This is a genomic window from Nocardioides sp. T2.26MG-1 (assembly GCF_950101795.1).
Lineage (GTDB): Bacteria > Actinomycetota > Actinomycetes > Propionibacteriales > Nocardioidaceae > Nocardioides.
The window spans coordinates 120,042-145,660 of record NZ_CATNLZ010000032.1; the positions used below are offsets into that span (position 1 = coordinate 120,042).

The 25,619-nt window shown below is 71.3% G+C and carries 26 protein-coding genes and 1 pseudogene; 14 read left to right on the forward strand and 13 right to left on the reverse strand.

Annotated elements, in window-relative coordinates:
• Nucleotides 1-14 precede the first annotated feature (14 nt).
• The 6 genes from QQZ14_RS15610 to QQZ14_RS15635 form a co-directional block, all read right to left on the reverse strand.
• Nucleotides 15-920 carry a type II secretion system F family protein gene (locus QQZ14_RS15610; protein WP_284535274.1) on the reverse strand — a complete coding sequence of 302 codons (906 nt, stop codon included), beginning with the start codon at nt 918-920 and terminating at the stop codon, nt 15-17.
• Entirely contained in the window at nt 917-1,774 is an 858-nt protein-coding gene (locus QQZ14_RS15615) for a type II secretion system F family protein (protein WP_284535275.1), read from the reverse strand. The genes QQZ14_RS15610 and QQZ14_RS15615 overlap by 4 nt, the downstream gene beginning before the upstream one ends.
• A complete protein-coding gene (locus QQZ14_RS15620) occupies nt 1,771-3,123 on the reverse strand; it encodes a CpaF family protein (protein ID WP_284535276.1) in 1,353 nt (450 codons plus the stop codon). The genes QQZ14_RS15615 and QQZ14_RS15620 overlap by 4 nt, the downstream gene beginning before the upstream one ends.
• A 131-nt stretch (nt 3,124-3,254) precedes the next feature.
• Nucleotides 3,255-4,022 (reverse strand): hypothetical protein, encoded by a 768-nt coding sequence (locus tag QQZ14_RS15625; protein ID WP_284535277.1) that lies wholly within the window; start codon nt 4,020-4,022, stop codon nt 3,255-3,257.
• Nucleotides 4,022-4,510: an SAF domain-containing protein gene (locus QQZ14_RS15630; RefSeq protein ID WP_284535279.1), complete on the reverse strand. Its 489-nt coding sequence runs from the start codon at nt 4,508-4,510 to the stop codon at nt 4,022-4,024. The genes QQZ14_RS15625 and QQZ14_RS15630 overlap by 1 nt, the downstream gene beginning before the upstream one ends.
• Nucleotides 4,511-4,717: 207 nt before the next feature.
• Complete coding sequence (locus tag QQZ14_RS15635) at nt 4,718-5,089, reverse strand: hypothetical protein (protein WP_284535280.1); 372 nt, start codon at nt 5,087-5,089, stop codon at nt 4,718-4,720.
• A 141-nt stretch (nt 5,090-5,230) separates the two neighbouring features.
• Between QQZ14_RS15635 and QQZ14_RS15640 the strand changes: the two are divergent.
• Together QQZ14_RS15640 and QQZ14_RS15645 are read left to right on the forward strand one after the other, a co-directional pair.
• A pseudogene (locus tag QQZ14_RS15640) lies at nt 5,231-5,866 on the forward strand (transposase); the annotation flags it as partial.
• A 549-nt stretch (nt 5,867-6,415) separates the two neighbouring features.
• Nucleotides 6,416-6,826, forward strand: a complete 411-nt coding sequence (locus tag QQZ14_RS15645) for a helix-turn-helix domain-containing protein (protein WP_284535281.1) — start codon at nt 6,416-6,418, stop codon at nt 6,824-6,826.
• Between the two features lie 192 nt (nt 6,827-7,018).
• On the opposite strand, the gene QQZ14_RS15650 is transcribed toward QQZ14_RS15645, so the two are convergent.
• Entirely contained in the window at nt 7,019-8,026 is a 1,008-nt protein-coding gene (locus tag QQZ14_RS15650) for a DUF4192 domain-containing protein (protein ID WP_284535282.1), read from the reverse strand.
• Between the two features lie 629 nt (nt 8,027-8,655).
• Here QQZ14_RS15650 and QQZ14_RS15655 point away from each other — a divergent pair.
• Nucleotides 8,656-9,477: a helix-turn-helix transcriptional regulator gene (locus QQZ14_RS15655; RefSeq protein WP_284535283.1), complete on the forward strand. Its 822-nt coding sequence runs from the start codon at nt 8,656-8,658 to the stop codon at nt 9,475-9,477.
• Here the strand turns inward: QQZ14_RS15655 and QQZ14_RS15660 are convergent.
• Genes QQZ14_RS15660 through QQZ14_RS15670 form a run of 3 tightly spaced genes read right to left on the reverse strand, consistent with a single transcriptional unit; the run spans nt 9,459 to nt 12,011 of the window.
• On the reverse strand, nt 9,459-10,415 hold the full coding sequence (locus tag QQZ14_RS15660) for an ABC transporter ATP-binding protein (RefSeq protein WP_284535284.1): 957 nt from the start codon (nt 10,413-10,415) through the stop codon (nt 9,459-9,461). The genes QQZ14_RS15655 and QQZ14_RS15660 overlap by 19 nt on opposite strands.
• On the reverse strand, nt 10,412-11,224 hold the full coding sequence (locus QQZ14_RS15665) for an ABC transporter permease (RefSeq protein ID WP_284535285.1): 813 nt from the start codon (nt 11,222-11,224) through the stop codon (nt 10,412-10,414). The genes QQZ14_RS15660 and QQZ14_RS15665 overlap by 4 nt, the downstream gene beginning before the upstream one ends.
• Nucleotides 11,217-12,011, reverse strand: coding sequence for an ABC transporter permease (locus QQZ14_RS15670; protein ID WP_284535286.1), 795 nt, complete (start codon nt 12,009-12,011; stop codon nt 11,217-11,219). Before QQZ14_RS15670 ends, QQZ14_RS15665 begins: the two co-directional genes overlap by 8 nt.
• A 63-nt stretch (nt 12,012-12,074) precedes the next feature.
• Here QQZ14_RS15670 and QQZ14_RS15675 point away from each other — a divergent pair, with 63 nt between their 5' ends.
• The 4 genes from QQZ14_RS15675 to QQZ14_RS15690 all read left to right on the forward strand — a co-directional run bounded on the left by QQZ14_RS15675 (nt 12,075) and on the right by QQZ14_RS15690 (nt 17,815).
• Nucleotides 12,075-12,905 (forward strand): SDR family oxidoreductase, encoded by an 831-nt coding sequence (locus tag QQZ14_RS15675; protein ID WP_284535287.1) that lies wholly within the window; start codon nt 12,075-12,077, stop codon nt 12,903-12,905.
• A gap of 212 nt (nt 12,906-13,117) precedes the next feature.
• Nucleotides 13,118-15,928, forward strand: a complete 2,811-nt coding sequence (locus tag QQZ14_RS15680; RefSeq protein ID WP_284535288.1) for an aconitate hydratase — start codon at nt 13,118-13,120, stop codon at nt 15,926-15,928.
• A 122-nt stretch (nt 15,929-16,050) separates the two neighbouring features.
• On the forward strand, nt 16,051-17,334 hold the full coding sequence (locus QQZ14_RS15685) for a WD40 repeat domain-containing protein (RefSeq protein WP_284535289.1): 1,284 nt from the start codon (nt 16,051-16,053) through the stop codon (nt 17,332-17,334).
• Complete coding sequence (locus tag QQZ14_RS15690; RefSeq protein ID WP_284535290.1) at nt 17,321-17,815, forward strand: SigE family RNA polymerase sigma factor; 495 nt, start codon at nt 17,321-17,323, stop codon at nt 17,813-17,815. The genes QQZ14_RS15685 and QQZ14_RS15690 overlap by 14 nt, the downstream gene beginning before the upstream one ends.
• Before the next feature lie 9 nt (nt 17,816-17,824).
• On the opposite strand, the gene QQZ14_RS15695 is transcribed toward QQZ14_RS15690, so the two are convergent.
• The gene (locus QQZ14_RS15695) at nt 17,825-18,112 is read right to left on the reverse strand and encodes a hypothetical protein (RefSeq protein ID WP_284535291.1); all 288 of its coding nucleotides are present in this window, start codon (nt 18,110-18,112) and stop codon (nt 17,825-17,827) included.
• Between the two features lie 114 nt (nt 18,113-18,226).
• On the opposite strand from QQZ14_RS15695, the gene QQZ14_RS15700 reads away from it, so the two are divergent.
• On the forward strand, nt 18,227-18,526 hold the full coding sequence (locus QQZ14_RS15700) for a thiamine-binding protein (protein WP_284535292.1): 300 nt from the start codon (nt 18,227-18,229) through the stop codon (nt 18,524-18,526).
• A gap of 4 nt (nt 18,527-18,530) precedes the next feature.
• Nucleotides 18,531-19,187 carry a DUF3105 domain-containing protein gene (locus QQZ14_RS15705; RefSeq protein WP_284535293.1) on the forward strand — a complete coding sequence of 219 codons (657 nt, stop codon included), beginning with the start codon at nt 18,531-18,533 and terminating at the stop codon, nt 19,185-19,187.
• Nucleotides 19,188-19,195: 8 nt separating this feature from the next.
• Here QQZ14_RS15705 and QQZ14_RS15710 read toward each other — a convergent pair whose 3' ends face one another.
• Nucleotides 19,196-19,378, reverse strand: coding sequence for a hypothetical protein (locus QQZ14_RS15710; protein WP_284535294.1), 183 nt, complete (start codon nt 19,376-19,378; stop codon nt 19,196-19,198).
• Between the two features lie 56 nt (nt 19,379-19,434).
• Here QQZ14_RS15710 and QQZ14_RS15715 point away from each other — a divergent pair, with 56 nt between their 5' ends.
• On the forward strand, nt 19,435-19,839 hold the full coding sequence (locus QQZ14_RS15715) for a secondary thiamine-phosphate synthase enzyme YjbQ (protein ID WP_284535295.1): 405 nt from the start codon (nt 19,435-19,437) through the stop codon (nt 19,837-19,839).
• Nucleotides 19,840-20,082: 243 nt separating this feature from the next.
• Nucleotides 20,083-20,286, forward strand: coding sequence for a cold-shock protein (locus QQZ14_RS15720; RefSeq protein WP_284535296.1), 204 nt, complete (start codon nt 20,083-20,085; stop codon nt 20,284-20,286).
• A gap of 78 nt (nt 20,287-20,364) precedes the next feature.
• Here QQZ14_RS15720 and QQZ14_RS15725 read toward each other — a convergent pair whose 3' ends face one another.
• The gene (locus QQZ14_RS15725; protein ID WP_284535297.1) at nt 20,365-20,607 is read right to left on the reverse strand and encodes a hypothetical protein; all 243 of its coding nucleotides are present in this window, start codon (nt 20,605-20,607) and stop codon (nt 20,365-20,367) included.
• 476 nt (nt 20,608-21,083) lie between these two features.
• Here QQZ14_RS15725 and QQZ14_RS15730 point away from each other — a divergent pair, with 476 nt between their 5' ends.
• From QQZ14_RS15730 to QQZ14_RS15740, 3 genes are read left to right on the forward strand one after another with little or no spacing between them, the layout of a single operon-like run.
• Nucleotides 21,084-24,131, forward strand: coding sequence for an FtsX-like permease family protein (locus QQZ14_RS15730; RefSeq protein ID WP_284535298.1), 3,048 nt, complete (start codon nt 21,084-21,086; stop codon nt 24,129-24,131).
• Complete coding sequence (locus QQZ14_RS15735; protein ID WP_284535299.1) at nt 24,128-24,970, forward strand: ABC transporter ATP-binding protein; 843 nt, start codon at nt 24,128-24,130, stop codon at nt 24,968-24,970. The genes QQZ14_RS15730 and QQZ14_RS15735 overlap by 4 nt, the downstream gene beginning before the upstream one ends.
• Complete coding sequence (locus QQZ14_RS15740) at nt 24,963-25,619, forward strand: ATP-binding cassette domain-containing protein (RefSeq protein WP_284535300.1); 657 nt, start codon at nt 24,963-24,965, stop codon at nt 25,617-25,619. Before QQZ14_RS15735 ends, QQZ14_RS15740 begins: the two co-directional genes overlap by 8 nt.

The following is a 25,619-nucleotide window of genomic DNA, read 5'->3' on the forward strand; positions in this document are numbered from 1 at the left end:
TGGGGTTGGGGTTGTCAGGTGTTGCTGAACATCCGCAGCAGGGATGGGGCGACGAGCAGTGCCATGAAGATGACGCCGAGCAGGGAGCCGGGGATGGTCATGCGCTCGCCGACGGCGTTGGCCTCGGAGATCTCGTCGTTGAGCATCGCCGTGCGCATGGCGGCCGAACGGGCGCGCAGGTTGGTGTAGACCGACGCGCCCTCCTCGCCGGAGAGCCGCATGATGTCGGCGAAGTCGTCGAGCTCGGGCAGGCCCAGCTCGTCGGACAGGGCGTGGAGGGCATCCCAGGGCGGTTGGCCCGACCAGCGGGAGCGAGTCAGCTCCTCCGAGAGGCGCGTGAAGACCCACGAGTCGCCGACCTCGGCCGCCGACTCCATTGCCTGTCGTACGCCGGAGCCGTTGTTCCGCTCCAAGGCGACCAGGTCGATGTACGCCCCGAGCGCTCGAGTGAACTCCAGGCGAGCCTTCCGGGCGTCGTCGACCGCGTTGTAGTTGGGCAGGAAGAACATCACGACCGCCAGCCCGACTGACGCGATGGCCGGGACCGCGATGGGGAAGCCCAGTCCGAGCTGCTCGAAGAAGAACGCCAGGAGGGGTGGGACCACGAGCCCCATGAGTGCCATGACGATCTTGTCGCCGTAGAACCTCGCGAGCGGGATACGGAGGAGTGCGAGCTCCCGCGTCGGAGTCCTGATCCAGACGGCCGGCGGCAACGCCTTGATCGCCCAGACGCCGATCCGCTCCTTACCCTTCGCAGTGGTGACCGGACCAACGGCGTTCGCTCGCCCACGGGCAGGAGTCAGTCGGCTCAGCGCCTCGGTGAGGTCCGGCTCGGCAGGCATCAGGCGGGCAACCAGCAAGACCACGCCGAGCCCGAGGAACGCCCCTCCGAGCAGCGCGATCTGGAGTCCGGTGGTCATGCTGCGCCTTCCCTCGTGGCGGGGACGGGAGCCAGGAACCTGGGCATCGCGCGTCCTATCGCCATGCGCTTCATCCAGACCAGCGTCGCGACGTACATCGCCAGCAGCGCCACGAGGATGACCTGCCCGAGCGCACTCTGGTACGGCTCGACGTAGGTGCCCGACACCGCCAGGATCACCAGCACCCCAACGCTGATGAGCGTCACCCAGCGTGCAGTGGCTCGGGGCTTGGCGCGGTCGGCCTCGACCTGACGCCGGGCGCGTACGTCGGCCGCCACCGACTCGGCCAGACCTTCGAGCACGCTCGCCAGCCCTGCGCCCCTCCTTCGGGAGCCGAGGATCAGGTTCGCAGCCACGAGGTCACCCGTTGCGTCATCGAGCTCGTCGGCGAACGCCCGCAACGCATCTTCGGTCACCCAGCGTGCGCGGAGCCGGGCGACCAGCCGGGTGACCTCAGGAGCAATCGCGGCCGGTGTGGAGCGGAGTGTGGCAACGAGCGCCTGCTCCAGTCCAACCCCCACGGTCAGCACGCCTGATAGGGACCGGGTCCATTCCTCCATCGCTTCGAGGCGCTCGATCCGCTGCGCTGCCGAGGACGACGAGAGCAAGATGGGCAGGCCGACAAACGCCACCGGGACGATGACCAGCGCGAGCACCCAACCGGTGACCAGGAAGGCGACGATGCCCGCGGCCAAGCCGCCACGCAGAAGCATGCGGCTCTGCCTGGTGACCGTGCGGACCTTGCGGGGGCGGGAGGGGCGCTCGACGATGGGGGAGGGGCGCAGCCCGACGACGAGGGCGATCAGGCCGCCGACCACCAGCGCGCCGGCCAAGGCCGGAACGAGGACGATCACGACCGCACCTCCTGCTGGAGGTACGTGCCGAGGTCGAAGCCGTACGTCGCGAGGCTTCGGTAGGAGTCGGGCAGGACCGCTGGAACGGCCGTCCCGTCGGCGGTTGGGGCGAAGACGTGAGTGGCGGCATAGCCGGTCTCCCGCTCGCCGGGGTCGAGGGCGATGACTTCGGCGACCCGGCGCTGCCGGATGCTGCGCCCCTCCTGCTGGTAGGTCCGCAGATCGAGGTGGACGATGAGGTCGACGGTTGCCGCGAGCTTCGAGGTCGCGAGGTCGTGGGTGACGTGCGGGCCGGCCTCCATCGCGCAAGTCACCAGCTTGCGGATCGCTGCGACCGCGTCGGAAGCGTGAGTCGTGGAGATGGACCCGGTGCCGGACTCCATCGCCTTGATCATCGCCCAGATCTCCTTGCCTCGGACCTCGCCGACGATCTGGCGGGAGAGGTTGAAGCGGAACGAGTCGACGAGGGCCTCGTCGAGGGTGAACTCACCGGCCGCTCGCCCGTCCGGACCTCGTTCACCGGACCCAGGACGGGCCTCCCACGGGTGGACGATGCGGTGCCGGTCGCGCAGCTCGTGCAGGTGCAGCTCGTACTCGGTCTCGAAGGTGCCGATCGCCTCCAGCGGGTCGATCTCGGCGCACAAAGCTCGAACCAGGGTCGTCTTGCCCGCGCCCTGCGATCCGGACACCACGATGGACTTGCGGGAGCGCACGGCCGCCCGGAGGAATGAGGCTGCGACTGGCGTCAGCATTTGTCGAGTGACGAGGTCCTCGAGCGTGACTTCCATCAGTCGGTGACGTCGGATCACGACGGAGGGGCGCGGCGTCACCCACGCAGCAGCGGCGAGCCGCGAGCCGCCATCAAGGCGCAGATGCAGGCGCGGTTGGGCTTCGGAGAAACCGCGAGCGTTGACCTCGGATCGGGAGGCGAGGAAGACCAGGAAGTCGACGAGCTCCTCGTCGGAGTCGGCCACGGGTGGCCCGTCGATCTGTGAGCCGTCAGTAAGTTCGAGCACGACGTTGTCGTGGCCGGTGATGATGATGTTCTCAATCCGGTCGTCGTCGACGAGGGGCTGGAGGCGGCCGAGCCGGAACAGCGAGTCGAACACCGCACGGGCCAGCGCATCCTGCTCGGCGCCGGGGAGTGTGGTCATCCCGGCGTTCACCCGGTCAGCCACGGTCGTCTCGATGAGGTCGAGCACAATCGTCCGGCCCAGCTCCTCCTGCGCGACCTTGTTGAGCCGTCCCTTGTCGGCCGCAACCGCCTGACTGAGCTGCTCGGAGGCTTGCGCCCGCAGCGCAGAGACGAGCGACCAGTCGAGGCTGCTGCCGATGGGATGGGTGCTCATGGTCGACAGGTGTGCCACCGGAGCCATTGGATGGCCACGGTCGAACCTCTCAGCCGCCGGCGGAACTGGCTGCGTGAACAGAGGCAACCCTGTCAGCGGGGTGGTTTCGTAGTCCTCGGATCGTTCCGTCGTCATGACCGGGTTCCTTCGAGCAGCTCGTTGCGCCGGCGGGTGATCGTCGAGTGGATCGAGGCGATGGCCGCAGTGAGCGCCCTTGCCAGCGGCCTGGTCTCGAACCGCTTCGGCGGCTGGGCTCCACGCGAGAAGACCGCAGCCGACTCCGGATCGTCGGCCAGCGGCGCCAGGACGGGCAGGTTCACCGCTGCGGTGACGTCGTGGGCGTTGTAGGGCTGGCCCTCGCCGATAAGCAGAACGGCCGACTGGTGCCAGTCCAGGGCGGGGCGCTGGAACGCCTCTGCCCACGAGCGCAGGGCCGAGAGGTGGGGGAGCGTCGTCCTGCTGACGAGCAGGGACAGGTCGGCGGCATCGAGCAGCGGTTGGGGTGACCCGTGGAGCCCAAGACGGCCCGCGTCGACGATGACGTCCTGCCCTGTGGTCTCCAGGTCGGCGAGTGTCTCCGCCAGCGGTGCCCAGAGATCCCGCAGTGCACTGGCCTGGGTGTGCGAGCGGGTGCCCGCGACGAACGACACCGTGGTGCCCTCGATGGGGTGTGCGACGTCGGCCAGCGCATCACTCAGGTTGTTCGCGGTCAGTGCCAGCTCGATGAGTCCGCCGTCGTACTCGCGGGTGCCGCGGAAGTAGCCGGCCAGCAAGCCGGAGCCGCCGGTCGGGTCGGCCTCGACGAGCAGGACCGGGCGCGGCCACAGCAGCGCCAACCCGAGCGCTGTCGTGGTGACGCCGGGGGAGCCGGAAGCGGAGGCGAGCGCGACGACAGCCATCAGCGCTCCCGGGAATCCAGGATGAGGGCGATGTTGCCGGTCGCGATCCGGGTGGCGAGCACCGCGGCATCAGCCTTGGGAACGAGCAGGTCGACGACGGTCTGTCCGGTCTCCTCGGAGGTGTGGACTCCGACGATGGTGGCGTCGTTGCTCAACGGCGTGCCTGCCGGGAGGTCGTCGCCTTGGGCCGGGGTGACGACGACGCGGACCTTGTCGCCGTACCGAAGGGCAAGACCCGGCGCTTGAGCGGGGGTGAGCGCGACGCCGACGACCGACTCGCTTGCGCCGGGGACTACCTCGGCGGTGAACGCACCCGGTGTCAGCATCCCGCCAGCGGAGATGTCCATCGCCGCCCGCTGCCCGACCACCCGATCAAACTCCGAGGCTGCCACGGGCTTGAGGGCCGGGTCAGCGCTGAGCTGAACCCGGGCAAGGTCATCTGCCTCGATGACGGAGCCACGTTCTATGGAGTGACGCGCGACGAGCACTTCTTGGGTGTTGGTCGTCGCGGTCCAGGCCCCAGCCGGCGAGCAGCGCCCCGATACAGATGGCACCGATCGCGGCGGCTACGAGCGCTGGTCGTCGACGCAGCTTCGGCGGAGGCACGAGCGCCGTCGTGGCCGGACCCTCCTGATTGAGAGCCCCGTCGACTCGGGTGGCTGCGCTACTCATACTCATCGCCTTTCCGCTGCCCGCTACTGCACGAGCACCTGCGCTTCCCCGACCGCGATCGCGACCGTCCGTGTCAGGCCGTTCAGCCGGATGGTCCCGGTTTGGCCGGCCCCTTCCCATGTGATGACCCAGTCCGAGGTGGCGGTCACCGTGTACTTCCCACCTGTCTGCTTCGAGCTCGACTTCTCGTAGACGTGCCCGCAGTCGGGGGACTTCGTGTTGCCGTACGCCGACTTGTACGGCGTCCCGGCAGTGGGGCACTTGACCGTGGCGCCGTCGCCCATGTCCCAAGTGATCTGGTGGAGCTTCGCCGTGGCGGTGACCGTGATCCCGCCCGCGGAGGCCGACGCCGTGATCGGACCGACGGTGTGCTCGTCAGGGTTGGCAGCCCACATCCACACGGGCATACCGACGATTCCGATGCTGTCCGCACCTGGCTCAGGTGTGATGCCGATGTCGATGGCTCGCAGGTTCATCTCCTGTATCGCGATCTGCGCGACCTCGCCGGGCGTCGGCCCTGCGCCGGAGTTCGGCGGGGGGTCCTGGGACCAGATCCAGATGAGCAGGTCGGTCTGTGGCTGGTAACAGTTGTAGACGGCACCGTCGCCTGGCTCGTGGCCTTGCCAGTTCGGATCGCCGGCCTGGTCGCCGCCATCGCAGCCACGATCCCGGGCGCGGGCTGGCAGCGCTGCCGGACCCACTACGCAGCGAACCTGATGTCAGCGACCCCGAAGAGCTCGTGGCCGTGGGTCAAGGCGCTGCTGCACTCGATCTACGACCAACCCGACGCCGAGGCGGTGCACGCCCAGTTCGACCGGGTCGTCGACGCCCTGACCGAGAAGCTGCCCGCCGTGGCCGAGCACCTCGACGGCGCTCGTGCGGACATCCTCGCGTTCACGCCGTTCCCCAAGGAGATCTGGCGCCAGATCTGGTCCAACAACCCCAACGAGCGCCTCAACCGCGAGATCCGCCGCCGCACCGACGTGGTCGGCATCTTCCCCGACCGCGCCAGCATCATCCGCCTCGTCGGCGCCGTCCTGGCCGAGCAGCACGACGAATGGACCGAGGGCCGCCGCTACCTCGGACTCGACGTCCTCACCCGAGCACAGGCCCTCGACACCGACCACACCGAGGAGGTGCCCGAGCACGAACTCCAGGCCCTCACGGCCTGACCGACACACCCAACCGAGGGATCACCTCGTACACCACCCCAGCGGACTTGACCGGGCCGATACCACCCCTAACGTCGGCGCCGTCTCCCGCCGGGGTCGGGTTGAGACGATACTTTGGGCTCCATGAGTGAAGCTGCAGTGGGCCGCCGTCCGACCTCGGGTCCGACGGCAGCCGGGGCTGTCGCACGCGCTGAGTGGATCGGCTTTCTCTTGTTCGCGCCTGAGCTTGCTCTTCGTCGAACGCGTGCCGAGGTGACTGGGGTGTCTGCCGGCGCCCTCAGTAGGTTGCCGAAAGGGTTCACCCAAATCCTCCCGGGAGGCGTCGTCCCAGAGGGCAGTCGCACCGTTCATGTGGAGCTCGACGGTGCGCTAGTGCGGATGTTGCAGTCCCCGGATCGACACATTGTGCGCGGGCTTCCGCCAGCGATTGTCCTCGGTGACCCCATGCGGGTTCGGGGTGCCCTGCGCGGCGCGTTCCTGGCGGCGCCCGTCCGCGTCGGTTCACGCGAGTGGAAGGTGACTTGTCCCTCCGCGGAGCGCTCGTTAGCGATGGCTGGGCTGCTCCGCCGGGTTGGCATCGTCTCGCGGCCGGCGACGACCGAAAAATCGCCCACGGTGAAGGTTCCGTTCGCCGAACATTCGGCGCTCATCGAGATTGGAGTGAAACTCCCGTCGCCACCCGGCAGCGTCCGCGTGAAGCTGGCGACTGGCCAGGAGACGCTCGATGTGATCAATGCACGCCGCCGGGCCGAACAAGAGGAGCGCACGCGAAGGGCCCTGATCCTCGTGGGCGACACGTGTCCTCCAGCCCTTCGGCAGGCAGGCGAGTTGCGGCTGTTGCATCCAGAACTCAGTTTGGAAGCGCTCGGAGAACTGATGGACCCGCCAGCGACTCGCCACGCAGTATGCGGCCAGTTGCGCCGACTCCATCAGATGGCCTCGCGGCACCAAGCGTCGTAGCAGTCCTCAACCGACACCTAGATCCCTAGTCAGGTCTCTCGATGAAGACCGTGGACGCCTCGGACTGAAACCCAAGGTCGACGCGGGGCTCGGAGGAACGATGGCGAGGATGACCAACTACAAGCCGAGCCAGTAGGCGTTCGAGCCGACTCATCGGCTGCCGACTGCGGTAGTTGGTGTCCGTCACTACCCTCAGATTCCGTGCGCACGGCGGTCCGGGTCGAGCTGTTCGCTGTGCCGGAACGGGGCGAAGGCGGATGCTCGGTCGATGCCGCGCTGGGCGGGCAGGGACTTGGGCGTCTCCCACTCGCGAGGATGCATCCCACCTTGGACTGCAGCGGCAACGAGGTTGGCCAAGGTGTACGCCCTTCCCTGGGGCACTTGGTCGAGGGCGCACCACGCGAGCGCGCCGTGGCCGCTGAGCCAGCTCGCGAAGCCGAGCAGCGAGGCAGGCGCGGCTCGGACCTCGTCCGGTGCGCGCTTGGTCATGTCGGTCCACAGCGCGACGTGGGAGCCGGCGTTGCCTCGGTTCATGTCGAGCCACAGTCGGTCTCGAGTCGGGGTGGACTCGATGGCGACGAGGAGGCGGGTCGCGTCGGTGTCGGAGAGCCGGTTGCCGTCGCGGTGGAAGCGTTGCATCCGGCCGAGTGCCCAGCGGCCCTCCACCTTGGCCGTGTTCTCCCGTGCAGCCGCACGAGTCTCCGAGAGCAAGGCCGCAACGGGCTCCCGGTCGCCGACAAGCGACTCAGCGAGGGACTCACGGCTCGTGGCCGGTTGGGCACGTCCGCTGAGCACGGTGGTCGCGGCGACGGTCTCGCGGGCAGCGTCGGTGCGCAGCCCCATGTCGCCGGTGTCGAGATTGGCCCAGCGGGTCTCGTCGGCCCACAGCAGGATCGGCGTAGCGATGCCGATGCTCCCGAGCCGGGCGGCGAAGTCCTGGCTGATGACGTGGGCCCGCTCGCGGTCGGCGCTGAGGCAGACGATGGCGACATTGGAGCCGGGTTGGGCGTAACGGCTGAAGGCGTCGCTGATCGAGGCCCAGACGCCCTCGCGGTCACGGGCGGTGGTGGGGATGTCGACCCGGGCGACCGGAAGGTCGGATCGCAGCGGAAGGAACACGATCGACTCCTCGGGCTGAAAGCCGAGCAGGTGGGGAATGGCCGCGACCAGCTCGTCGGGGGAGTGTATGGAGAGCTTCATGCCCTTCAGGTGTGCTGGCCGCGACGCGCGGCCAGGAGTCGCGTACGGACCTGTGCCTGCGCGCGTTTGCGATTCTCGGAGTCTGTGACAGCAGGGCGCGGTTTGGGCGCGCTTTGATTCGCAAAGGCCCACACCCGGACCCTGACGCCAGCAACACCTGAAGTCGGCATCGTTGCAGGTCAGCGGCCACTTGCGGCCGTTGACCGCAGCCGGCCGCAAAGATCCGCAATCCCGCGTAACGTCGCCGGTGTGTTCCCGATGACGCATCACGTCGAGTGCGTCGCGCTGCTGGAGAGAACCGGCCCTGATCTGCGGTGACGACACGCTCGTCGCAACGCCGCCGTCTTGACCATCCCGATCTGGCGGGTCAGTCGAGGTCGTGGGCGCACCGCTGGGGTGCGGGCCCTCTGGAGCGCCGCAGGTACTACGACCATTGGGCAGGTGTCCATACGGACCATCGGATCATGTGCCGCGCGCGGCCGATCGGGCTTCCTGAGCAGGTGGATGTTGGGGACTGCCACGCTGCAAGGGCGTCCGGTTGGGAACCCTTGCGACGCGGTGGGCCCCACGGGGTCTGATGGAGCAGGTGGGGGGCGGTTATGAGTCACGTGGGACAGACGCGGGTCGCTGTGGCCGACAGGCACGGCCTGTTCGCCGAATGCCTGGTGCTGGTGCTTCAGGCACGTGGCTACCGGAGTCGAAGAGTGCCGTTGCCCACGACAGGTCGCCCAGAGTCACTGATCTCCCACCTCGTCTCGGAGCGCCCGGACGTGGCCCTGATCAACGCGAACCTGGGCCTGCGGGGGCGCGAGGCGTCTGTGGTCTGCGCGCTCGCCAAGCACGGGATCGCGGTGGCCGTGATCACCGACTTCCCCGAGGAGGAACGGTGGGGCGAGTACTTGGCGACCGGCGCCCGGATCGTGATACCGAAGACGCAGACGTTGGGCGCGGCGGTCTCGGTGGTGCGCCAGTTGGGTCGGGGGGAGCGAGTGCTCGACCTCCAGGAGCGCGAACGGCTGATCGCCCTGGGCAACAGGCGTCAGGCCGAGTTGCGCGTCACTCGGGGCCAGCTCTCGCGGCTCTCGGCACAGGAAGCGGTCGTGTTGAAGCACCTGATGGCTGGTCACGGTGCGGCGGAGATCGCCGAGGCCCGGACCGTCTCGGAGGCGACCGTTCGCACCCAGATCAAGTTGATCCTCGCGAAGCTGGAGGTTCGCTCGCAGCTTGCGGCGGTGGCGCGGGCCACTCAGGCGGGGTGGCAGCCTGCGCCTCAGGTCGGCCTCTCCGCAGGGGCAACCGTCCCCGTGCGCGCGCCGCGCCGGCGATCCGACCCGACGGCCCGTGGGACGCGGGCACCCTCCGATGTGGCGCGGTCGCGGACGGCCGCAGGGCAGGACCTCCACCACGAGCGTCCTCGGGGGGCGGCCGCTGGTCACCGGCGCGAGGCGTAGACGCGCCGTACGACGTCCTCCACGTCGGGCTCCTCGACGGCGAGGTCGAGGACCTCGGCGCGCTCCGAGACGGCGGCGAGCACCCGCGCGGCCGTGGTCGCCTCGGGGTCGAAGGCGAGGCGCTGCCGCATCCCGGAGCCCTCGCTGCCGACGTGCCGGGTCTGCGGTACGTCGACGAGGTCGCCGGCCGGGGAGGCGAGGTCGACCACCATGATCCGCTGGGCCCCGACGGTGCGGGACAGGCCGGCCAGCGTGCCGTCGTAGACGAGCGAGCCGCGGTCGACCAGGAGGATCCGGTCGCACAGCCGCTCGACGTCGCCCATGTCATGGGTGGTGAGGAGCAGCGTGGTGCCGTGGGTGCGTCGCTCGGCGACCAGGAACTCGCGCAGCCGCTGCTTGGACAGCACGTCGAGCCCGATCGTGGGCTCGTCGAGCACGACCAGTCGGGGTGAGTGCAGCAGAGCTGCGGCCACCTCGGCGCGCATCCGCTGGCCGAGGGAGAGCTGCCGGACCGGCGTACCGAGGAGCTCCTGGAGCTCGAGCCGCTCGACGAGCTCGTCCGTGCGCTCCCGCTCCGCGACCGGGGAGAGGGAGTGGATCGCGGCCAGGATCCGGAACGAGTCGCGCACCGGCAGGTCCCACCACAGCTGCGAGCGCTGCCCGAAGACCACGCCGATCTGGCGGGCGAGGCGACGACGGTCCTGGACCGGCCGCAGGCCGCAGGTGGTGATCGACCCGCGCGTGGGGACCAGGATGCCGGCGAGCATCTTGATCGTGGTCGACTTGCCGGCGCCGTTCGCGCCGATGTAGCCGACCGCCTCGCCCGGCGCGACGCGCACCGACAGGCGGTCCACGGCCACCACGGTGCGCCGGCGTACGCCGTCCCGGACCCGGAAGTCCCGGCCGAGCTCGTGGGTCTCGATGATCGGAGCGCTCATCCGCCGCCTCCCTGGTAGTGCCGGACGCCCGCGCGCCAGGTGAGCAGCGCAAGCAGCCACGCCCATAGCGCCGCCACCGGTGCGCACCAGCCGAGCCAGCCCGGCATCCACTCCGGTCCGGGGAGGCCGAGCAGGGTGACCACCGGCAGGTAGGCGGTGAACGCCATCGGGAACAGGAACCCGAACACCGCCTTGAGCGGGCGGTCCCAGACCGCGGCCGGCTGGGTGGCGGCGTACCGGCCGCCGTAGACGAACGCGTTCGTCGCTTCCGCCCCGTCGATGAGGTAGAACTGCGCGCCGGCGGCCCACACGAACATCGCGGCGAACGTCGCGAACCCGCTCGCGAGCGCCAGTGCGACCAGCGCGACCGAGGACGCCGACCACGCGACGTCGTTGATCGCCAGCCCGACGACCAGGGCCGTCGCCCCGACCCCCGCCCGCGCGAGCCGGCGCAGGCTGATGTCACTGGTGATCAGCTGGAGCAGCAGCGGCTGCGGGCGCAGGTAGAAGACGTCGAGCGTGCCCGCGCGCAGGTAGGTCGGGATCGTGTCGCAATGGCCGAACGCCAGGTCGGCGAGCGAGAACGTCAGGTCGGCGACGCCGAAGACCAGGACGACGGCCGCGAGGTCCAGGCCACCGAGCGAGTCGACCGACCGGAAGATCACCCAGACCTCGGCGAGCTCGACGAATCCGACCAGCGCCGAGCTCGCCAGGTCGAGCGCGAAGTTGGCGCGGTAGCTGCGCTGCGAGCGCATCCGCGAGGCGAGCACGGCGCGGTACGGCGCCGTTCGCGCGGCGAGGTCACCCACCCTGCACCTCCAGCCGCCGGCGCCCGGCCCGGGTCGCGAGCTGCCCGGCGGCGATCGTGGTCGCGAGCCAGAACACCTGCAGGCCCACGAGTCCCGCCGACTCGGCGCCGTCCACCCGACCCGAGATCACGTCGACCGGGTACATCATCATCGACGGGAACGGCGTCGCCGTCGCGGCGGCGTGCAGCCAGTCCGGGAAGAGTCGGATCGGAACGAACAGACCCGCGAAGAACCCCGACACGACCATGTAGAGGATCTCGACCCCCCGGGTCTCGACCAGCCAGAACCCGGTCGCCGCGACCAGGTACACGGTGGTCGCCGATACGACGATGCCGAGCACGATGCTCAGCGCGCCGAGCACGTAGGCGGCCGGGTCGTCGGGCAGCGACATGCCCACCACGAACGCCCCGATCGCGACCGACGGGAGGCCGCGGGGCAGGAGCGCGAACACCGAGCGGCCGACCTCGGTGGCGATGGTCGCCAGGTGCACGTCGACCGGCCGCAGGAAGTCGACCGCCACGTCGCCACTCCTGATTCGCACCGCCATGTCCGTGCGGCCGAACAGGTTGATCGACCCGAGCAGCCCCTGGGAGATCCAGATGTAGGCGCTCATCGCGCCGACGTCGTACCCGCTCAGCTGGCCACCAGCCGCGTCGACGGCGGCGAAGAGCAGCGCGACCTTGAGCAGTCCGAAGGTGGTGTTCGCGACCAGGCCGCCGAGCGCGGCCAGCCGGTAGGTCGACTGGCGCCGGAACCCCGCGACGAAGAGCCGGGCGTAGGTGCGCACGAACACGAGAACCTACCGTGCCTCCTTGAGTTGGAGCGCGCTCCAAGTCGTACGTTCGAGAGCATGACCTCCGCTCAGAAGACCTGGTTCATCACCGGCGCGTCCCGCGGCTTCGGCCGCGAGTGGACGATCGCCGCCCTCGAGCGCGGCGACCGCGTCGCCGCCACCGCCCGCGACATCAGCACCCTCGACGACGTCGTCGCGAAGTACGGCGACGCCGTCCTCGCCCTGCAGCTCGACGTCACCGACCGCGAGGCCGACTTCGCCGCCGTCCGGCGGGCCCACGACCACTTCGGGCGCCTCGACGTCGTGGTCAACAACGCCGGCTACGGCCACTTCGGTTTCATCGAGGAGCTCACCGAGCAGGAGTTCCGCGACCAGATGGAGACGAACGTCTTCGGCGCGATGTGGGTGACGCAGGCGGCGCTGCCCTTCCTGCGCGAGCAGGGCTCCGGCCACATCCTGCAGGTGTCGTCCATTGGCGGCATCTCGGCGTTCCCAATGGTCGGCGCCTACCACGCGTCGAAGTGGGCGCTCGAGGGCTTCTCCCAGGCCCTGGCGCAGGAGGTCGCCGGGTTCGGCATCCACGTCACCCTGATCGAGCCCGGGGGGTTCGCGACGGACTGGGGCGGATCCTCGGCCAAGCGGTCCGCCGAGCTGCCGGCGTACGCCGAGCTGCACGCGCAGACCGCCGAGGCGCGCAAGAGGCGCATCGGCACCCCCGGCGACCCGGCCGCCACGCCCGCGGCCGTCCTGGCGATCGTGGACGCCGAGGAGCCACCGCTGCGCGCGTTCCTCGGCTCGGCCCCCCTCGCGATCGCGAAGGCCGACTACGAGTCGCGCCTCGCCACCTGGGAGCAGTGGCAGCACAACGCGGAGCTCGCGCAGGGCTGAGGGTTTCGGTTTGAGGGTTTCGGCTGCTGGCAGCCGAAACCCCCGCTTCGGATTCCACTCGACATCATGTATCTTGACATCAAGAGATATCGACTCCTGGTCGACGGGTACCGCCGGGCCGTGGGGTAAGGGCAGCCTTCCTTTTGCCCTGCTCCCGCGCGGCGGCAGGATGGGGAGCCGATTCAGGTGCAGACGACGAGATGTCAGAGGAGATGACTGCTGTGGCCAGTCAGGACAGCTTCGGTGCGAAGAGCACCTTGGACGTGGACGGAACGTCCTACGAGATCTTCCGCCTGGACGCGGTCACCGGCGAGGGGCTCGACGTCGCGTCGCTGCCGTTCAGCCTCAAGGTCCTGCTGGAGAACCTGCTGCGCACCGAGGACGGCGCGGACATCACCGCCGAGGACATCAAGGCGATCGCCGGCTGGGACGCCGACGCCGACCCGAGCAAGGAGATCCAGTTCACGCCGGCGCGCGTGATCATGCAGGACTTCACCGGCGTCCCGTGCGTGGTCGACCTGGCCACGATGCGTGAGGCGATGGCCGACCTCGGCGGCGACCCGTCGAAGATCAACCCGCTCGCACCCGCCGAGATGGTCATCGACCACTCCGTGATCGCCGACGTCTTCGGCACGCCGGAGGCGTTCGGCCGCAACGTCGAGATCGAGTACGAGCGCAACCGCGAGCGCTACCAGTTCCTGCGCTGGGGTCAGGGCGCGTTCGACGACTTCAAGGTCGTCCCCCCGGGCACCGGCATCGTGCACCAGGTCAACATCGAGCACCTGGCCCGCACGGTCTTCACCCGTGAGGTCGACGGTGAGTTGCTCGCCTACCCCGACACCTGCGTCGGCACCGACTCCCACACCACGATGGTCAACGGCATCGGCGTGGTCGGCTGGGGCGTCGGCGGCATCGAGGCCGAGGCCGCGATGCTCGGCCAGCCGGTGTCGATGCTGATCCCGCGCGTGGTCGGCTTCAAGCTGAACGGCGACCTCCCCGAGGGCGCGACCGCCACCGACCTGGTGCTCACGATCACCGAGATGCTGCGCAAGCACGGCGTCGTCGGCAAGTTCGTGGAGTTCTACGGCCCCGGCGTCTCCGCGCTGCCGCTGGCCAACCGCGCCACGATCGGCAACATGAGCCCGGAGTTCGGCTCCACCATCGCGGTCTTCCCGATCGACGAGGAGACCGTGAAGTACCTCGAGCTCACCGGCCGGCCGCGGGAGCAGCTCGCGCTGGTCGAGGCCTACGCCAAGGAGCAGGGCCTCTGGCACGACCCCGACGCCGAGCCCCGCTACAGCGAGAAGCTCGAGCTCGACCTGGCCACGGTCGTCCCGTCCCTCGCCGGCCCCAAGCGGCCGCAGGACCGGGTGTCGCTCTCCGAGGCCAAGGAGTCCTTCCGGGCCGCGCTCGCCGACTACGTCGATGAGTCGGGTGAGGAGAACGGGTACGACGAGGCCGTCGCCGAGTCCTTCCCCGCCTCCGACTCACCGTCGAACGGCCACGGCGAGGAGCCGCCCCACGGCCACGTCGCCGCCGGCTCCGGGGCGGCCGGTCGTCCGTCCAACCCCGCCTCGGTGACCCTGGCCGACGGCGCTTCGTTCGAGCTCGACCACGGCGCGGTGACGATCGCGGCGATCACGTCGTGCACCAACACCTCCAACCCGTCGGTGATGATCGGCGCGGCGCTGGTCGCGAAGAAGGCCGTCGAGAAGGGCCTGCAGCGCAAGCCGTGGGTGAAGACCACGCTGGCCCCCGGGTCGAAGGTGGTCTCCGACTACTACGAGAAGTCCGGGCTCACGCCGTACCTCGACAAGCTCGGCTTCAACCTGGTCGGCTACGGCTGCACCACCTGCATCGGCAACTCCGGCCCGTTGATCCCCGAGGTCTCCGCGGCGGTCAACGAGAACGACCTCGCGGTCGTCTCGGTGCTGTCGGGCAACCGCAACTTCGAGGGCCGGATCAACCCCGACATCAAGATGAACTACCTGGCGTCCCCGCCGCTGGTCGTCGCCTACGCGCTGGCCGGCTCGATGGACGTCGACCTGTTCAACGACCCCCTGGGCCAGGACCAGGACGGCAACGACGTCTTCCTCAAGGACGTCTGGCCGACCGCGAAGGAGATCGAGGACGTGATCGCCGACGCGATCACCTCCGAGATGTTCTCCACCGACTACGCCGACGTGTTCGCCGGCGACGAGCAGTGGCGCTCGCTCCCGACCCCCGAGGGCAAGACGTTCGCCTGGGACCCGGAGTCGACGTACGTGCGGAAGCCGCCGTACTTCGACGGCATGCCCGACGAGCCCGAGCCGGTCTCGGACATCGAGGGCGCGCGGGTGCTGCTCAAGCTGGGCGACTCGGTCACCACCGACCACATCAGCCCGGCCGGCGCGATCAAGAAGGACTCGCCCGCCGGCCGGTACCTCGCGGAGCACGGCGTCGAGCAGCGGGACTTCAACTCCTACGGATCGCGCCGCGGCAACCACGAGGTGATGATCCGCGGCACGTTCGCGAACATCCGGCTGCGCAACCAGCTGGCCCCGGGCACCGAGGGTGGGTTCACCCGCGACTTCACGGGCGACGGCGACGTCACCACGGTGTTCGAGGCCTCGGAGAAGTACCTCGCGTCCGGTACGCCGCTCGTCGTGCTCGCCGGCAAGGAGTACGGCTCCGGCTCCTCTCGTGACTGGGCGGCCAAGGGCACCGCGCTGCTGGGCGTCAAGGCCGTGATCGCCGAGTCCTACGAGCGCATCCACCGCTCCAACCTGATCGGCATGGGCGTGCTCCCGCTGCAGTTCCCCGAGGGCCAGAACGCCGAGTCGCTCGGCCTGACCGGCGAGGAGACGTTCTCGATCACCGGCGTCACCGAGCTCAACGACGGCAGCACGCCGCGGACCGTCAAGGTCAACGCAGATGACACGGAGTTCGACGCCGTGGTCCGCATCGACACCCCCGGCGAGGCCAACTACTACCGCAACGGCGGCATCATGCAGTACGTCCTGCGCAGCCTCCTGAAGGCCTGAGCCTTAATCGCACGTCGACCCGCCCGAAAGTTTCGGGCGGGTCAACGTCATTTCGGGGTGAACCCCTCCTTTTCGGGTGCTCGCGGCGTGGGTAGAGGTGTGAGCACCTTCCGGGAGGACCGATGACCACCTCGCTGCACGACCGGCTCGCCGCGCTGGCCGACACGGCCCCATCCGGCGCGCCCGGGCCGGACCTGTGGGAGGCCGGGATGAGGCGGCACCGGCGCCGGCGCGCCGGGGCGACCGCCGTCGTCGCAGCGACGGTGGTCCTGCTGACCGGCCTGGGCGTCGTACTCCCCCCGTGGGGCGGGGGCGAGCGTCCCCTCCCGGCGGACGTGCCGTTCGGCGAGCTGCACCTGCCGCGGACCGTGTACCCGCCGAGCGAGTGGGCGCCGGGCACCGACGAGGCCGGTCCGCCAGGACCGCTGGCCGCGGTGGGCCGAGCGACCCGCAGCCGGCGGGTCGGGCTCACCGGCGCCAGCCGCGGGGGGCAGCCGTACGGCGTCTCGGCCGTCGACGGCACCGTGCGCTTCCTCGACCTCCCGGGCAGCAACCTCGCAGACCTTGGCTACGGCTCGCTCACCTTGTCACCGGACGGGACGAAGGTCGGCTACGTCTGCTATCGCGGGGACGACATCGTGGGCTGGGCGGTCTACGACACGACGACGGGCAAGGTCGTCCGGCTCCGCGACGGCCACCAGGCCTCGATCCTCGGCACGGACGTCTTCGAGATCAGCTTCAGCGGCGACTCGCGCTACCTCCAGACCAACTACTCGCCGATCGGGTCCGACGGCTCGCGCGATGACCAACTGGTCGTCTGGGACGTCGAGACAGGAGAGGCGATCCCGGCCGAGCGCTCGGGCTTCTTCTGGCTGCCGGACATGGGCACCGGCCCGGACGGCATCGTCTGGTCGCGCGGCCGCAGCATCTTCAGGTTCGACCCCGCCACCGGTCAGACGACGTCGGTGCGCGTGCCCCAGCAGGTGGTGGAGCCGAGCTATGGCCCGGACGGCGAGGAGCTTGCCTACGTGGCGACCGGTGAGAACGACAAGAGCCCCTGGCGGTTCTTTGCCGGCGGCCGTCAGGTCGACCTCGGCTTCGAGCCCGACACCGTGCTCGGCTGGCGCGACGCCGATCATGTGGTCGTCGGCCACGAGACGCCCGGGGAGCTGGCGGTCGTCGACATCCGGACGGGTGCGGTCACCAGGGACCGGACGGCGGCGCCCCGCGCCCAGATGTCGCCGGTCTACGCGAGCGGGCTGTGGGCCAACGAGCCCGTCGACGGCGTCCGCCCTCCCGAGGTGGGCGACCCGCGACCCAGCGTACGCGTCATCGGCGCCGGTGTCGTCGTCGTCGTGCTCGCGGCCGGTCTGCTCCTCTGGAGGCGTCGTCGTGTCCGATCGTGACTCCTTCGAGCAATACGTCGCGGCGCGGCGCGGGGCGCTGCTGCGCACGGCGTATCTGCTCACCGGCAGCCACGCGGACGCGGAGGACCTCGTGCAGGTCGCGCTGGTGAAGGCGGTGCCGCACTGGAAGCGGATCGCCGACCACCCCGAGCCCTACGTGCGCAAGATCCTGGCGCGCGAGAGCGTCAGCCGGTGGCGGCGCCGTCGGTGGCGCGAGGTGTCCACCGACACCCTCCCCGAGACCGCGGTCGCCGGTCCCGCCGCGGACCGGGTGATCCTGCAGCAGGCGCTCGCCCGGCTCGCGCCGCGGCAGCGCGCGGTCGTCGTGCTCCGCTACTACGACGACCTGACCGAGCGCGAGACCGCGGCCACCCTGGGCATCGCGGTGGGCACGGTGAAGTCCCAGGCGCGCGACGGACTTGCCCGCCTGCGCGAGCTCGTGCCGGACCTCGCCCAGGGGCTCGCCGACGTCGGCACCTGACGGGCGCGGTCAGGCCACCCGGACGGTCACGTGGTCGACGTACTCCGGAAGCGCGTCCTCGACGGTCGCGGCGAGCTCGGCCGGGTCGACCTCCTCGGGGCAGCTGAACGTCACGATCACCTGGGCGGCCGGTGCGTCCTCGGCACCCCGGCGCCGCCGGCAGCGCGGGCAGGCCTCGACCTCGGCCAGCACCTCGGCGTGCTCGGCGCTGTGCAGGCCGTGGTCCGGGGCACCGAGCAGGGTGGAGACGGTCAGGCCGAGCATGCGCAGCTCGTGCCGCGCGCAGATCTTCCTCATGTCGTCCTCCCAACCTCGCGTTCGCCTCGGTGGGTCCTTGGCCGAGGCCATGCAGGTTCAACCGCCGGACCCGGCCCGAGGTCACGCTCGCCGCCCACGGCTACGCTCGGCGACATGATCGTGGCGTTCAGCATCTCCCCGACCACCGCCGACGAGACCGGCGGCGTCTCCGAGGCGGTCGCGGCCGCCGTCCGCGTCGTCCGCGAGTCGGGGCTCCCGCACGAGACCAACGCGATGTTCACCAACATCGAGGGCGAGTGGGACGAGGTGATGGCGGTGGTCAAGCGGGCCGTCGACGTGGTCGCCGCTGTCTCCCCGCGCGTGGGCCTGGTGCTCAAGGCCGACATCCGGCCGGGCTTCGACGGCCAGCTGACCGCCAAGGTCGAGCGGGTCGAGCGGCTGCTGGCCGAGTGACCGCGTGAGCGAGCTGCCGCCGCCACCGGCGTACCCGCCGCCACCGCCGGCCTACCCACCACCGCCACCGCCACCCCCCGCGCCGGGCCGGCGCGCGCTCCCGGTCGTCCTGGCCGGGCTCGCGGCGGTCCTCGTGCTCGGCGCGGCCGCGACGGTCCCGCTCGTGGTGCGCGGCCTGCGCGCCGACGAGGCCGCCGAGGAGGCCGCGAGCCTCGCGGCCGTGCGGGAGTACGACGGGCTCAGCACCGCCCACACCCCCGCCGACGTCGACTACCCGCAGTCGCCGCCGGTCGGTGGGCCGCACGCGCCGGTGTGGCTCGACTGCGGGGTCTACGACGAGCCGGTCGCCGACGAGAACGCCGTCCACGACCTCGAGCACGGCACCGTCTGGATCACCTACCAGGGCGACCTCGACGCCGACGACGTCGCGATGCTGGAGGAGGCGCTGCCCGCGAACGGCATCCTCTCGCCGTACGCCGGCCTCGACGCGCCGGTCGTGGTCACGGTCTGGGGCCGCCAGCTCGCGCTCCACGGCGCCAGCGACCCGCGCCTGGAGCTGTTCATCCGCACCTTCGGTGGCGGGGAGACCGCGCCCGAGCCGGACGCCTCCTGCGCCGGTGGGGTCCGCGACCCCGACGGCGAGCCCGGCGCGAACGTCTGACGCCTCGGTCAGTCCGCGGGCTTGCGGGAGGCCTGGAGCTGGGTCTCGCTGTCGGTGAACCCGACCGAGCGGTCGACCCGGATCGCCAGGTAGTCGGGGTCGGCGACCATCACCAGCGTCGTCGCGCCGAGCTCGTCGAGGCCGGACCGGCCCACCTCGTGGACGAGCGTCCCGGCCAGGCGCCCCACCACTCGCCCGCGGCGGCTCGTGCACGGCGGCCGCCAGCCAGCCGTGGCACGATCGGCTCGTGGATTCCGAGACCCGCAGCTATCGCACCGGCTCCCGCGAGACCGTCCTCGACCTCACCGACGACTGCCGCGGCTTCGTCGCGGGCCGCGGCGACGGGCTGCTGCACGTGTTCGTCCCGCACGCCACCGCCGGCATCGCGGTCATCGAGACCGGCGCCGGGAGCGACGACGACCTGCTCGCCGTACTCGCCGACCTGCTGCCGGCCGACGACCGGTGGCGGCACGCCCACGGCAGCCGCGGCCACGGCCGCTCGCACGTGATGCCCGCCCTGGTGCCGCCGTACGCCACGCTCCCGGTGCGGGACGGCCGGCTCGCGCTGGGCACCTGGCAGAGCGTGTGCCTGGTCGACCTCAACGTCGACAACACCGAGCGCGAGGTGCGGCTGAGCTTCCTGGCCGGCTAGCGCCGACACACCCGGGGGCGAACCCGGCACCGTGGACAGGGGCGATCAGCCCATACGCTGCTACGCTGGTGGTGTTGAAGGGACTTAGGTCCCTCGGTGCTCGAAACTGAGTCGCCGGTTCGTCTCACTCACACCTTGGTCTTCGGTCAGCTGGACATCAAGCGCAGCGCAGATGTCTTCAGCTCCGTGGCCGGCGAGTATCGCCGACCATGTCGATCCGATCAACGAACAAGGATTACCAAGATGGCTCAAGGCACCGTGAAGTGGTTCAACGACGACAAGGGCTTCGGCTTCATCGCCCAGGATGGCGGCGGCCCGGACGTGTTCGTCCACCACACCGCGATCTCCGGCACCGGCTTCAAGTCCCTCAAGGAAGAGCAGCGCGTCGAGTTCGACGTGACCCAGGGCCCCAAGGGCCCGCAGGCCGAGAACGTCCGCGGCCAGTAGTCACCAGCTCCTCCTCGCAAGGGCGGGTCACGACGAGAGTCGTGATCCGCCCTTCGTGCGTCTCCACGGGGTCGCCCGTCAGCGGTCGAAGAGATCCCGGTGGAGCTTGAGCTCGGCCTGCATCCGCCACGGCACCGGCAGGTTCTTGCGCTCGAGCGCCGCGGCGTAGGCCTGCAGCGCGAGCATCAACTCGTGGCGGGCGTCGGCGAGCTCGTCGCGGGCGACCTGCTGGTTGCGGCACCGGTCGACGGCGGTGCGGGCCTCGCGGATGCGCCGGCCCAGTGCCTCGAGGGAGTGGTCGTGCCGGGGGGCTTCGGCCATCAAGGCACGATCCGGTGGGACCTCATCGACGTACCCGCCTCACAGCCACCGACTCTCGGGAGGTCCACGGCGGAGGCTCCCTGATCGGCTACGGCCAGCCTACACGCGCGCGCCTGCGCTGCTGCGTGGACGGCAGCAAGAGGAGGAGGTCCCGGCACGCCGGGGACCTAGGGCTCTACGCGGCCGGGCGCGTGCCGGAGAGAGTCGAGAGGACGCGGGGGATGGGCTCAGCACAGGAAGGGTGCACCATGTCCGGTCGCACGACGCGCACGCGAACTCGGGTGAGTGTGCCGACGGCGGATGTCACCGCTGTGGGCGTCCTCCCGGCGCGCGCGGGAGCGACCGCTGGCGAGCGGCGGCCACCTGGTTCCCGGAGCGAGCCCACCCCCCGCCTCACGTGACCGCGTCGTCCTCCGTGGCGTAGAGCCCGCTGGATGGCATGCTGACCGGGTGGACAGATCGGGGGACGGTCAACGGTGAGCGTGCGGTACCGGCCGTTCCAGGCGCTCGCCCTCGCTGCCCTGGCCGCGCTGGTGACCGCGTGCGCGGTGTTCGCGCCGCTCTACGACCGCGCCATGCAGCAAGCGCTCACGGACATCACCGTCGAGCGCGCCGACCCGGACTCGGTCGCGCTCCAGGTGAGCACGGGGTCCGACAGCCTGTTCTCGAACGCCAAGCCGGAGAACCTGGTCGCGCTCGTCAGCCCGGCCATGCGCGACTCCTACCTCGACCCGGTCCTGGGCTATCGCGCCACCGCCGAGGTGTTGCCCGGACAGCCGAACGACCCGCTGGGCGACCTGGTCTGGCGTGACGGCGAGTGCGACCACGTGGCATTCGTGAGGGGGGACTGCCCGGCGGCGCCGGGAGACATCGCCGTCTCCACGGCCGACGCCGACAACTTCGGGCTGCGGGTCGGCAGGCGCCTGACGATCCGCCCGGCGTCGGGAGACGTGGGCAGCCGCCTGCGGGTCACCGGGATCTACGAGGGGGCGCAGGGCGACGACTACTGGCTCGGTCTCGCCCTCACTGGCCGCTCCGGCCTCGCGGACCCGGGTCTCCTGAGCCAGGTCCAGCACGATGTCTGGCTCACCGACCGGTCCACCTTCGAGGGGAGCCGGGTGCCGGTCATGCCGGAGCAGGCCGCGACCGTCGGCCTGCCCCTGGATGCCACCGCTCTCGGGGTGGACGACCTGATGTCGCTCGCATCCGGCATCGAGGAGCTGGCGGCCGCGGGCACCGCGCCCACGGCACCGTTCACCGTCGAGGTCCACTCCGGCCTCCCCGACATCGCTGCGGACGTGCGGGACCAGACCGACCAGTCCCGGGTGACGGTCCCGCTGCTGATGGCCCAGCTCGGGCTGCTCGCCCTCGTGGTCCTGTGGCTGACGCTGCTGGCGGTCACCGAGCAACGGCGACCCGAGGTGGCCCTCGCCCGGCTGCGGGGTCGCGGTCGGCGGGGGGCTCGGTCGCTGCTGGCGGGCGAGCTCCTGCCGGTCGCCCTCGGCGGGGTCCTGCCCGGGGTGACCATCGCCCTGGTGGGGACCGCCCTCGCCCGGACCGTCGCGCTCCCGGGCCATGCGCCCTTCGAATCCGGCCTCCGGCTCCTGGTGGCGGTGGGCATCGCCGTCGCCGCGCTCGTGCTCCTCACCGTCCTGGCCATCACCCGGGTCGCGCGGGAGCCGGTCGAGACCCTGCTGCGGCGGGTGCCGCCCCGCCGGGGCAGCTGGATGCTCGGCACCGGCGACGCCCTGGTCGTGGCGGGCGCCGGGTCCCTGGTCGTGGTCTTCGCCACCGGAGGTCTCGACGGCCCGGTCGCACTGGCGGCCCCCGGCCTGATCGCGGTCGTGGTCGGCCTCGTCCTGGCCCACCTGACCACGCCGCTGGCGGCCGTCACCGGACGCGGGATGCTCCGGCGAGGCAAGGTCAGGGCCGCGGTCAGCCTGCTCGACGCCGCCCGGAGCCCCGCGACCCGGCGGGTCGTCGCCATCGTGACGCTCGCCTCGGCGCTGGCCGTCTTCTCCGCCGACGCGTTCGTCATCGGGCAGCGCAACCGGGCGGCCGCGTCCGAGCAGCAGGCGGGCGCGCGCCTCGTCGCCGATGTGGAGGCTGGGCACCTCGCGGCCGTGCGCGACGCGCTCGCGGAGGTCGACCCGGACGGACGGGACGCCACACCGGTGGTGCGGATCCGGCCGCCCGGCGTCGGGTCCGTCGAGACCGTGGCCGTCGTGCCCGACGACTTCCGCCGCATCGCGCTGTTCCCCGGCGGCGCGCCGCCGGCGGGGACCTGGCGCCTCCTCGATGTCCCCGACGTGGACCCGCTCGAGATCACCGGCACGCAGCTGGCACTGACAGTGGCAGGGTCCTCCCTCGCGGCGACCCGTGCCGACGGTCAGCCGGGACCGCTGTCGCTGGGTGTCGACCTCGTCACAGCCGCCGGCGAGACCCTGCACACCACCCTCGGATCGCTGGACCGCCCCGTCGATCGCGAGAGGCTGGTGGTCCCGACGTACTGCCGCGACGGCTGCTTCGTGTCCGCGATCTGGCTGCACACCCTTCCCGGCGCCTCGATCACCGGGTCGGCAACGCTGCGTGACCTGCGTGGCGACGCGCCGGCCTCGATCGGGCCCGCCGACCAGTGGACGCCGGTGGACGATGACGCCCAGGGACGAATGGCACCCGGATCGACAAAGCCCCGCCAGCTGAGCGTGGCGGTGCAGACCGACGGCGCCAGCGAGATCAGGATGCCCCAGGTCTGGCTGCCGGTCCGGGCACCCGCGCTGCTCACCGGCGGCCTCCCGCCCGCAGCGAGCGGCCGTCAGTTCGATCTCAGCGCCCTCGACGGCACGGTCCAGCGCGCGGAGGAGGTCCAGGCCCTGGACCGGGTGCCGGGCACAGGGCCGCGCGCGGCGCTGGTCAACCTGGACCTGGTCGAGCGCGGTGTCGCCCTCGCCACCAGTGCGCGCATCGAGATCTGGTTCGCCGAGGATGACCCGGGGCTGCTCGCCAAGGTCACCTCGGCCCTCGAGGAGCGCGGCGCCAGCATCAGCACCACATCCACCCTGACCGAGACCCGACGCACGTTCGACGACTCCGCGGCGGCCTGGAGCATCCAGCTCGCCGCGGTCGTCGGCGCCGCCGCCGTGCTCCTCGCGTTGCTCGTGCTCCTGGTCGGGGCCGCCAGCAGCTGGCGGTCCCGCACCCGCGACCTGGCGGCGTTGCGGATGAGCGGCGTGCCGCGCCGGGACATCGGTTCGATGGCCGTGGCGTCGCAGCTGCCGGCAGTCGTGGTGGGAGTCATCGCCGGCACCGCCACCGGTGTGTACGGCGCTCATCTGGCGCTGCCGACCGTCCCGCTGTTCGCCGGCGAGCCCGCGGTCTCGACCCTCGACCTGAGCACCGCCTGGCCAGCGGTCGCGCTGGCCGTCGTCGCGTCGACGGCCGTCCTCGGCGGGGGGAGCGCCCTGATCGGGCGCGTGCTGGCCCGGCGCGCCGCCGTACGCCGACTCCGCGAGGGGGACCTGTGACCGGCCTGCGCGTCAGCACCCGGCGCCTGGTGCACATCTACCGGTCCGAGGGACACGAGGTCGCCGCGCTCTCCGGTGTGGACCTCGACGTCGCCGCCGGCGAGCTGGTCGGCCTGCTCGGCCCGTCCGGCGCCGGCAAGTCCACGCTGCTCAGCCTGCTCGCCGGGGTGTTCCGAGCCAGCGCCGGCAAGGTGCACGTCGGCGACCTCGAGCTGTCCGCGGCGACGCCCCGCGAGCTGGACCGGATGCGGGCCCAGGACGTGTCGCTGATGCTGCAGGGCGCCGGGCGCAACCTGCTGCCGTACGGCACACCCCACGACAACGTCCGCTTCGCCCAGCGCGCCGCCCGCCGCGCCGGCAAGGACCTGCCCGGCCCCGGCGATGTGCTCGAGCAGCTCGGCCTGGGCGCCGACGCGCACCGGCCGCTCGACGAGCTCACCCCGGGCCACCTCCAGCTCGCGGCCCTCGCGGTCGCGATGGCGTCGCGTCCCGGGCTCCTGCTCGCCGACGAGCCGACCAGCCAGCTCGACCACGCCGCTCGCGACCGGGTGCTCTCGGCGATCGCCGAGACCTGCCGCGAGCTCGGCACCACGGTCGTGATCGTCACCCACGACCCCGACGTCGCGGCGTTCCTGCCCCGCACGATCACGATCCGCGACGGCCGGGTCGGCGGGGAGGGCCGCAGCGGCGAGGAGTACGCCGTGGTCACTCCCGACGGGTTCCTCCCGCTGCCGGGACACGTCCGCGACGAGCTCGCCCCCGGCACGCTGGTGCGCTTCCACACGACCGGCGAGGGCGCCGGCTACCTGCTGGTCCCCGAGGACGGCCCCGATGAGTGAGCTGCGAGCCAACGGCCTCTCGGTCTCGTACGGCGACCTGGTCGCGCTGCACCCGCTCGACCTCGCGGTCGCCCCCGGCCGGCTGGTCTCGGTGACCGGCCCATCCGGCGCGGGCAAGTCCACGCTGCTGTGGGCCCTCGCCGGGGCACTGACCCCGACCACCGGCCGGGTGCGGCTGGGGGAGACGCCGGTGGCCGACCGGCAGCAGGCCGCGGCGCTCGGCATCGTCGTGGTGCCGCAGGGCAACGGCCTGGCGTCCTCGCTGACCGCGGCCGAGAACGTCGTGGTCCCGCTGCTCGCGCTCGGCGTCGAGGCCGCGGCCGCCCACCGGCGTACCGCCGCCGCGCTCGCGCTGGTCGGGCTCGAGGAGTCCGGCAACCACCTGATCGAGGAGCTCTCCGGCGGCCAGCAGCAGCGGGTCGCGCTGGCGCGCGCCCTCGCCGCCCGCGCCGTGGTGCTGCTCGCCGACGAGCCGACCAGCGACCTGGACGCCGCCAACCGCGAGCGCGCGATGGCCGCCCTGCGCGCCGAGGCCGACCGCGGCGCCGTCGTCGTGGTCGCCACCCACGACGCCGAGGCCGCCGCGCAGACCGACGCCGAGCTGCACCTCGACGAGGGCGTCGCCACCTGGCGGCGACCGCTGGCCTGA

Coding starts and splice junctions, on each gene's coding strand:
- QQZ14_RS15675 (WP_284535287.1), top strand. CDS start 12,075: ATGACCTCCGCTCAGAAGACCTGGTTCATCACCGGCGCGTCCCGCGGC.
- QQZ14_RS15645 (WP_284535281.1), top strand. CDS start 6,416: ATGGCTGGGCTGCTCCGCCGGGTTGGCATCGTCTCGCGGCCGGCGACG.
- QQZ14_RS15740 (WP_284535300.1), top strand. CDS start 24,963: ATGAGTGAGCTGCGAGCCAACGGCCTCTCGGTCTCGTACGGCGACCTG.
- QQZ14_RS15695 (WP_284535291.1), bottom strand. CDS start 18,112: ATGAGGAAGATCTGCGCGCGGCACGAGCTGCGCATGCTCGGCCTGACC.
- QQZ14_RS15660 (WP_284535284.1), bottom strand. CDS start 10,415: ATGAGCGCTCCGATCATCGAGACCCACGAGCTCGGCCGGGACTTCCGG.
- QQZ14_RS15685 (WP_284535289.1), top strand. CDS start 16,051: ATGACCACCTCGCTGCACGACCGGCTCGCCGCGCTGGCCGACACGGCC.
- QQZ14_RS15620 (WP_284535276.1), bottom strand. CDS start 3,123: ATGAGCACCCATCCCATCGGCAGCAGCCTCGACTGGTCGCTCGTCTCT.
- QQZ14_RS15680 (WP_284535288.1), top strand. CDS start 13,118: ATGACTGCTGTGGCCAGTCAGGACAGCTTCGGTGCGAAGAGCACCTTG.
- QQZ14_RS15610 (WP_284535274.1), bottom strand. CDS start 920: ATGACCACCGGACTCCAGATCGCGCTGCTCGGAGGGGCGTTCCTCGGG.
- QQZ14_RS15725 (WP_284535297.1), bottom strand. CDS start 20,607: ATGGCCGAAGCCCCCCGGCACGACCACTCCCTCGAGGCACTGGGCCGG.
- QQZ14_RS15625 (WP_284535277.1), bottom strand. CDS start 4,022: ATGGCTGTCGTCGCGCTCGCCTCCGCTTCCGGCTCCCCCGGCGTCACC.
- QQZ14_RS15635 (WP_284535280.1), bottom strand. CDS start 5,089: ATGTGGGCTGCCAACCCTGACGAGCACACCGTCGGTCCGATCACGGCG.
- QQZ14_RS15720 (WP_284535296.1), top strand. CDS start 20,083: ATGGCTCAAGGCACCGTGAAGTGGTTCAACGACGACAAGGGCTTCGGC.
- QQZ14_RS15650 (WP_284535282.1), bottom strand. CDS start 8,026: ATGAAGCTCTCCATACACTCCCCCGACGAGCTGGTCGCGGCCATTCCC.
- QQZ14_RS15700 (WP_284535292.1), top strand. CDS start 18,227: ATGATCGTGGCGTTCAGCATCTCCCCGACCACCGCCGACGAGACCGGC.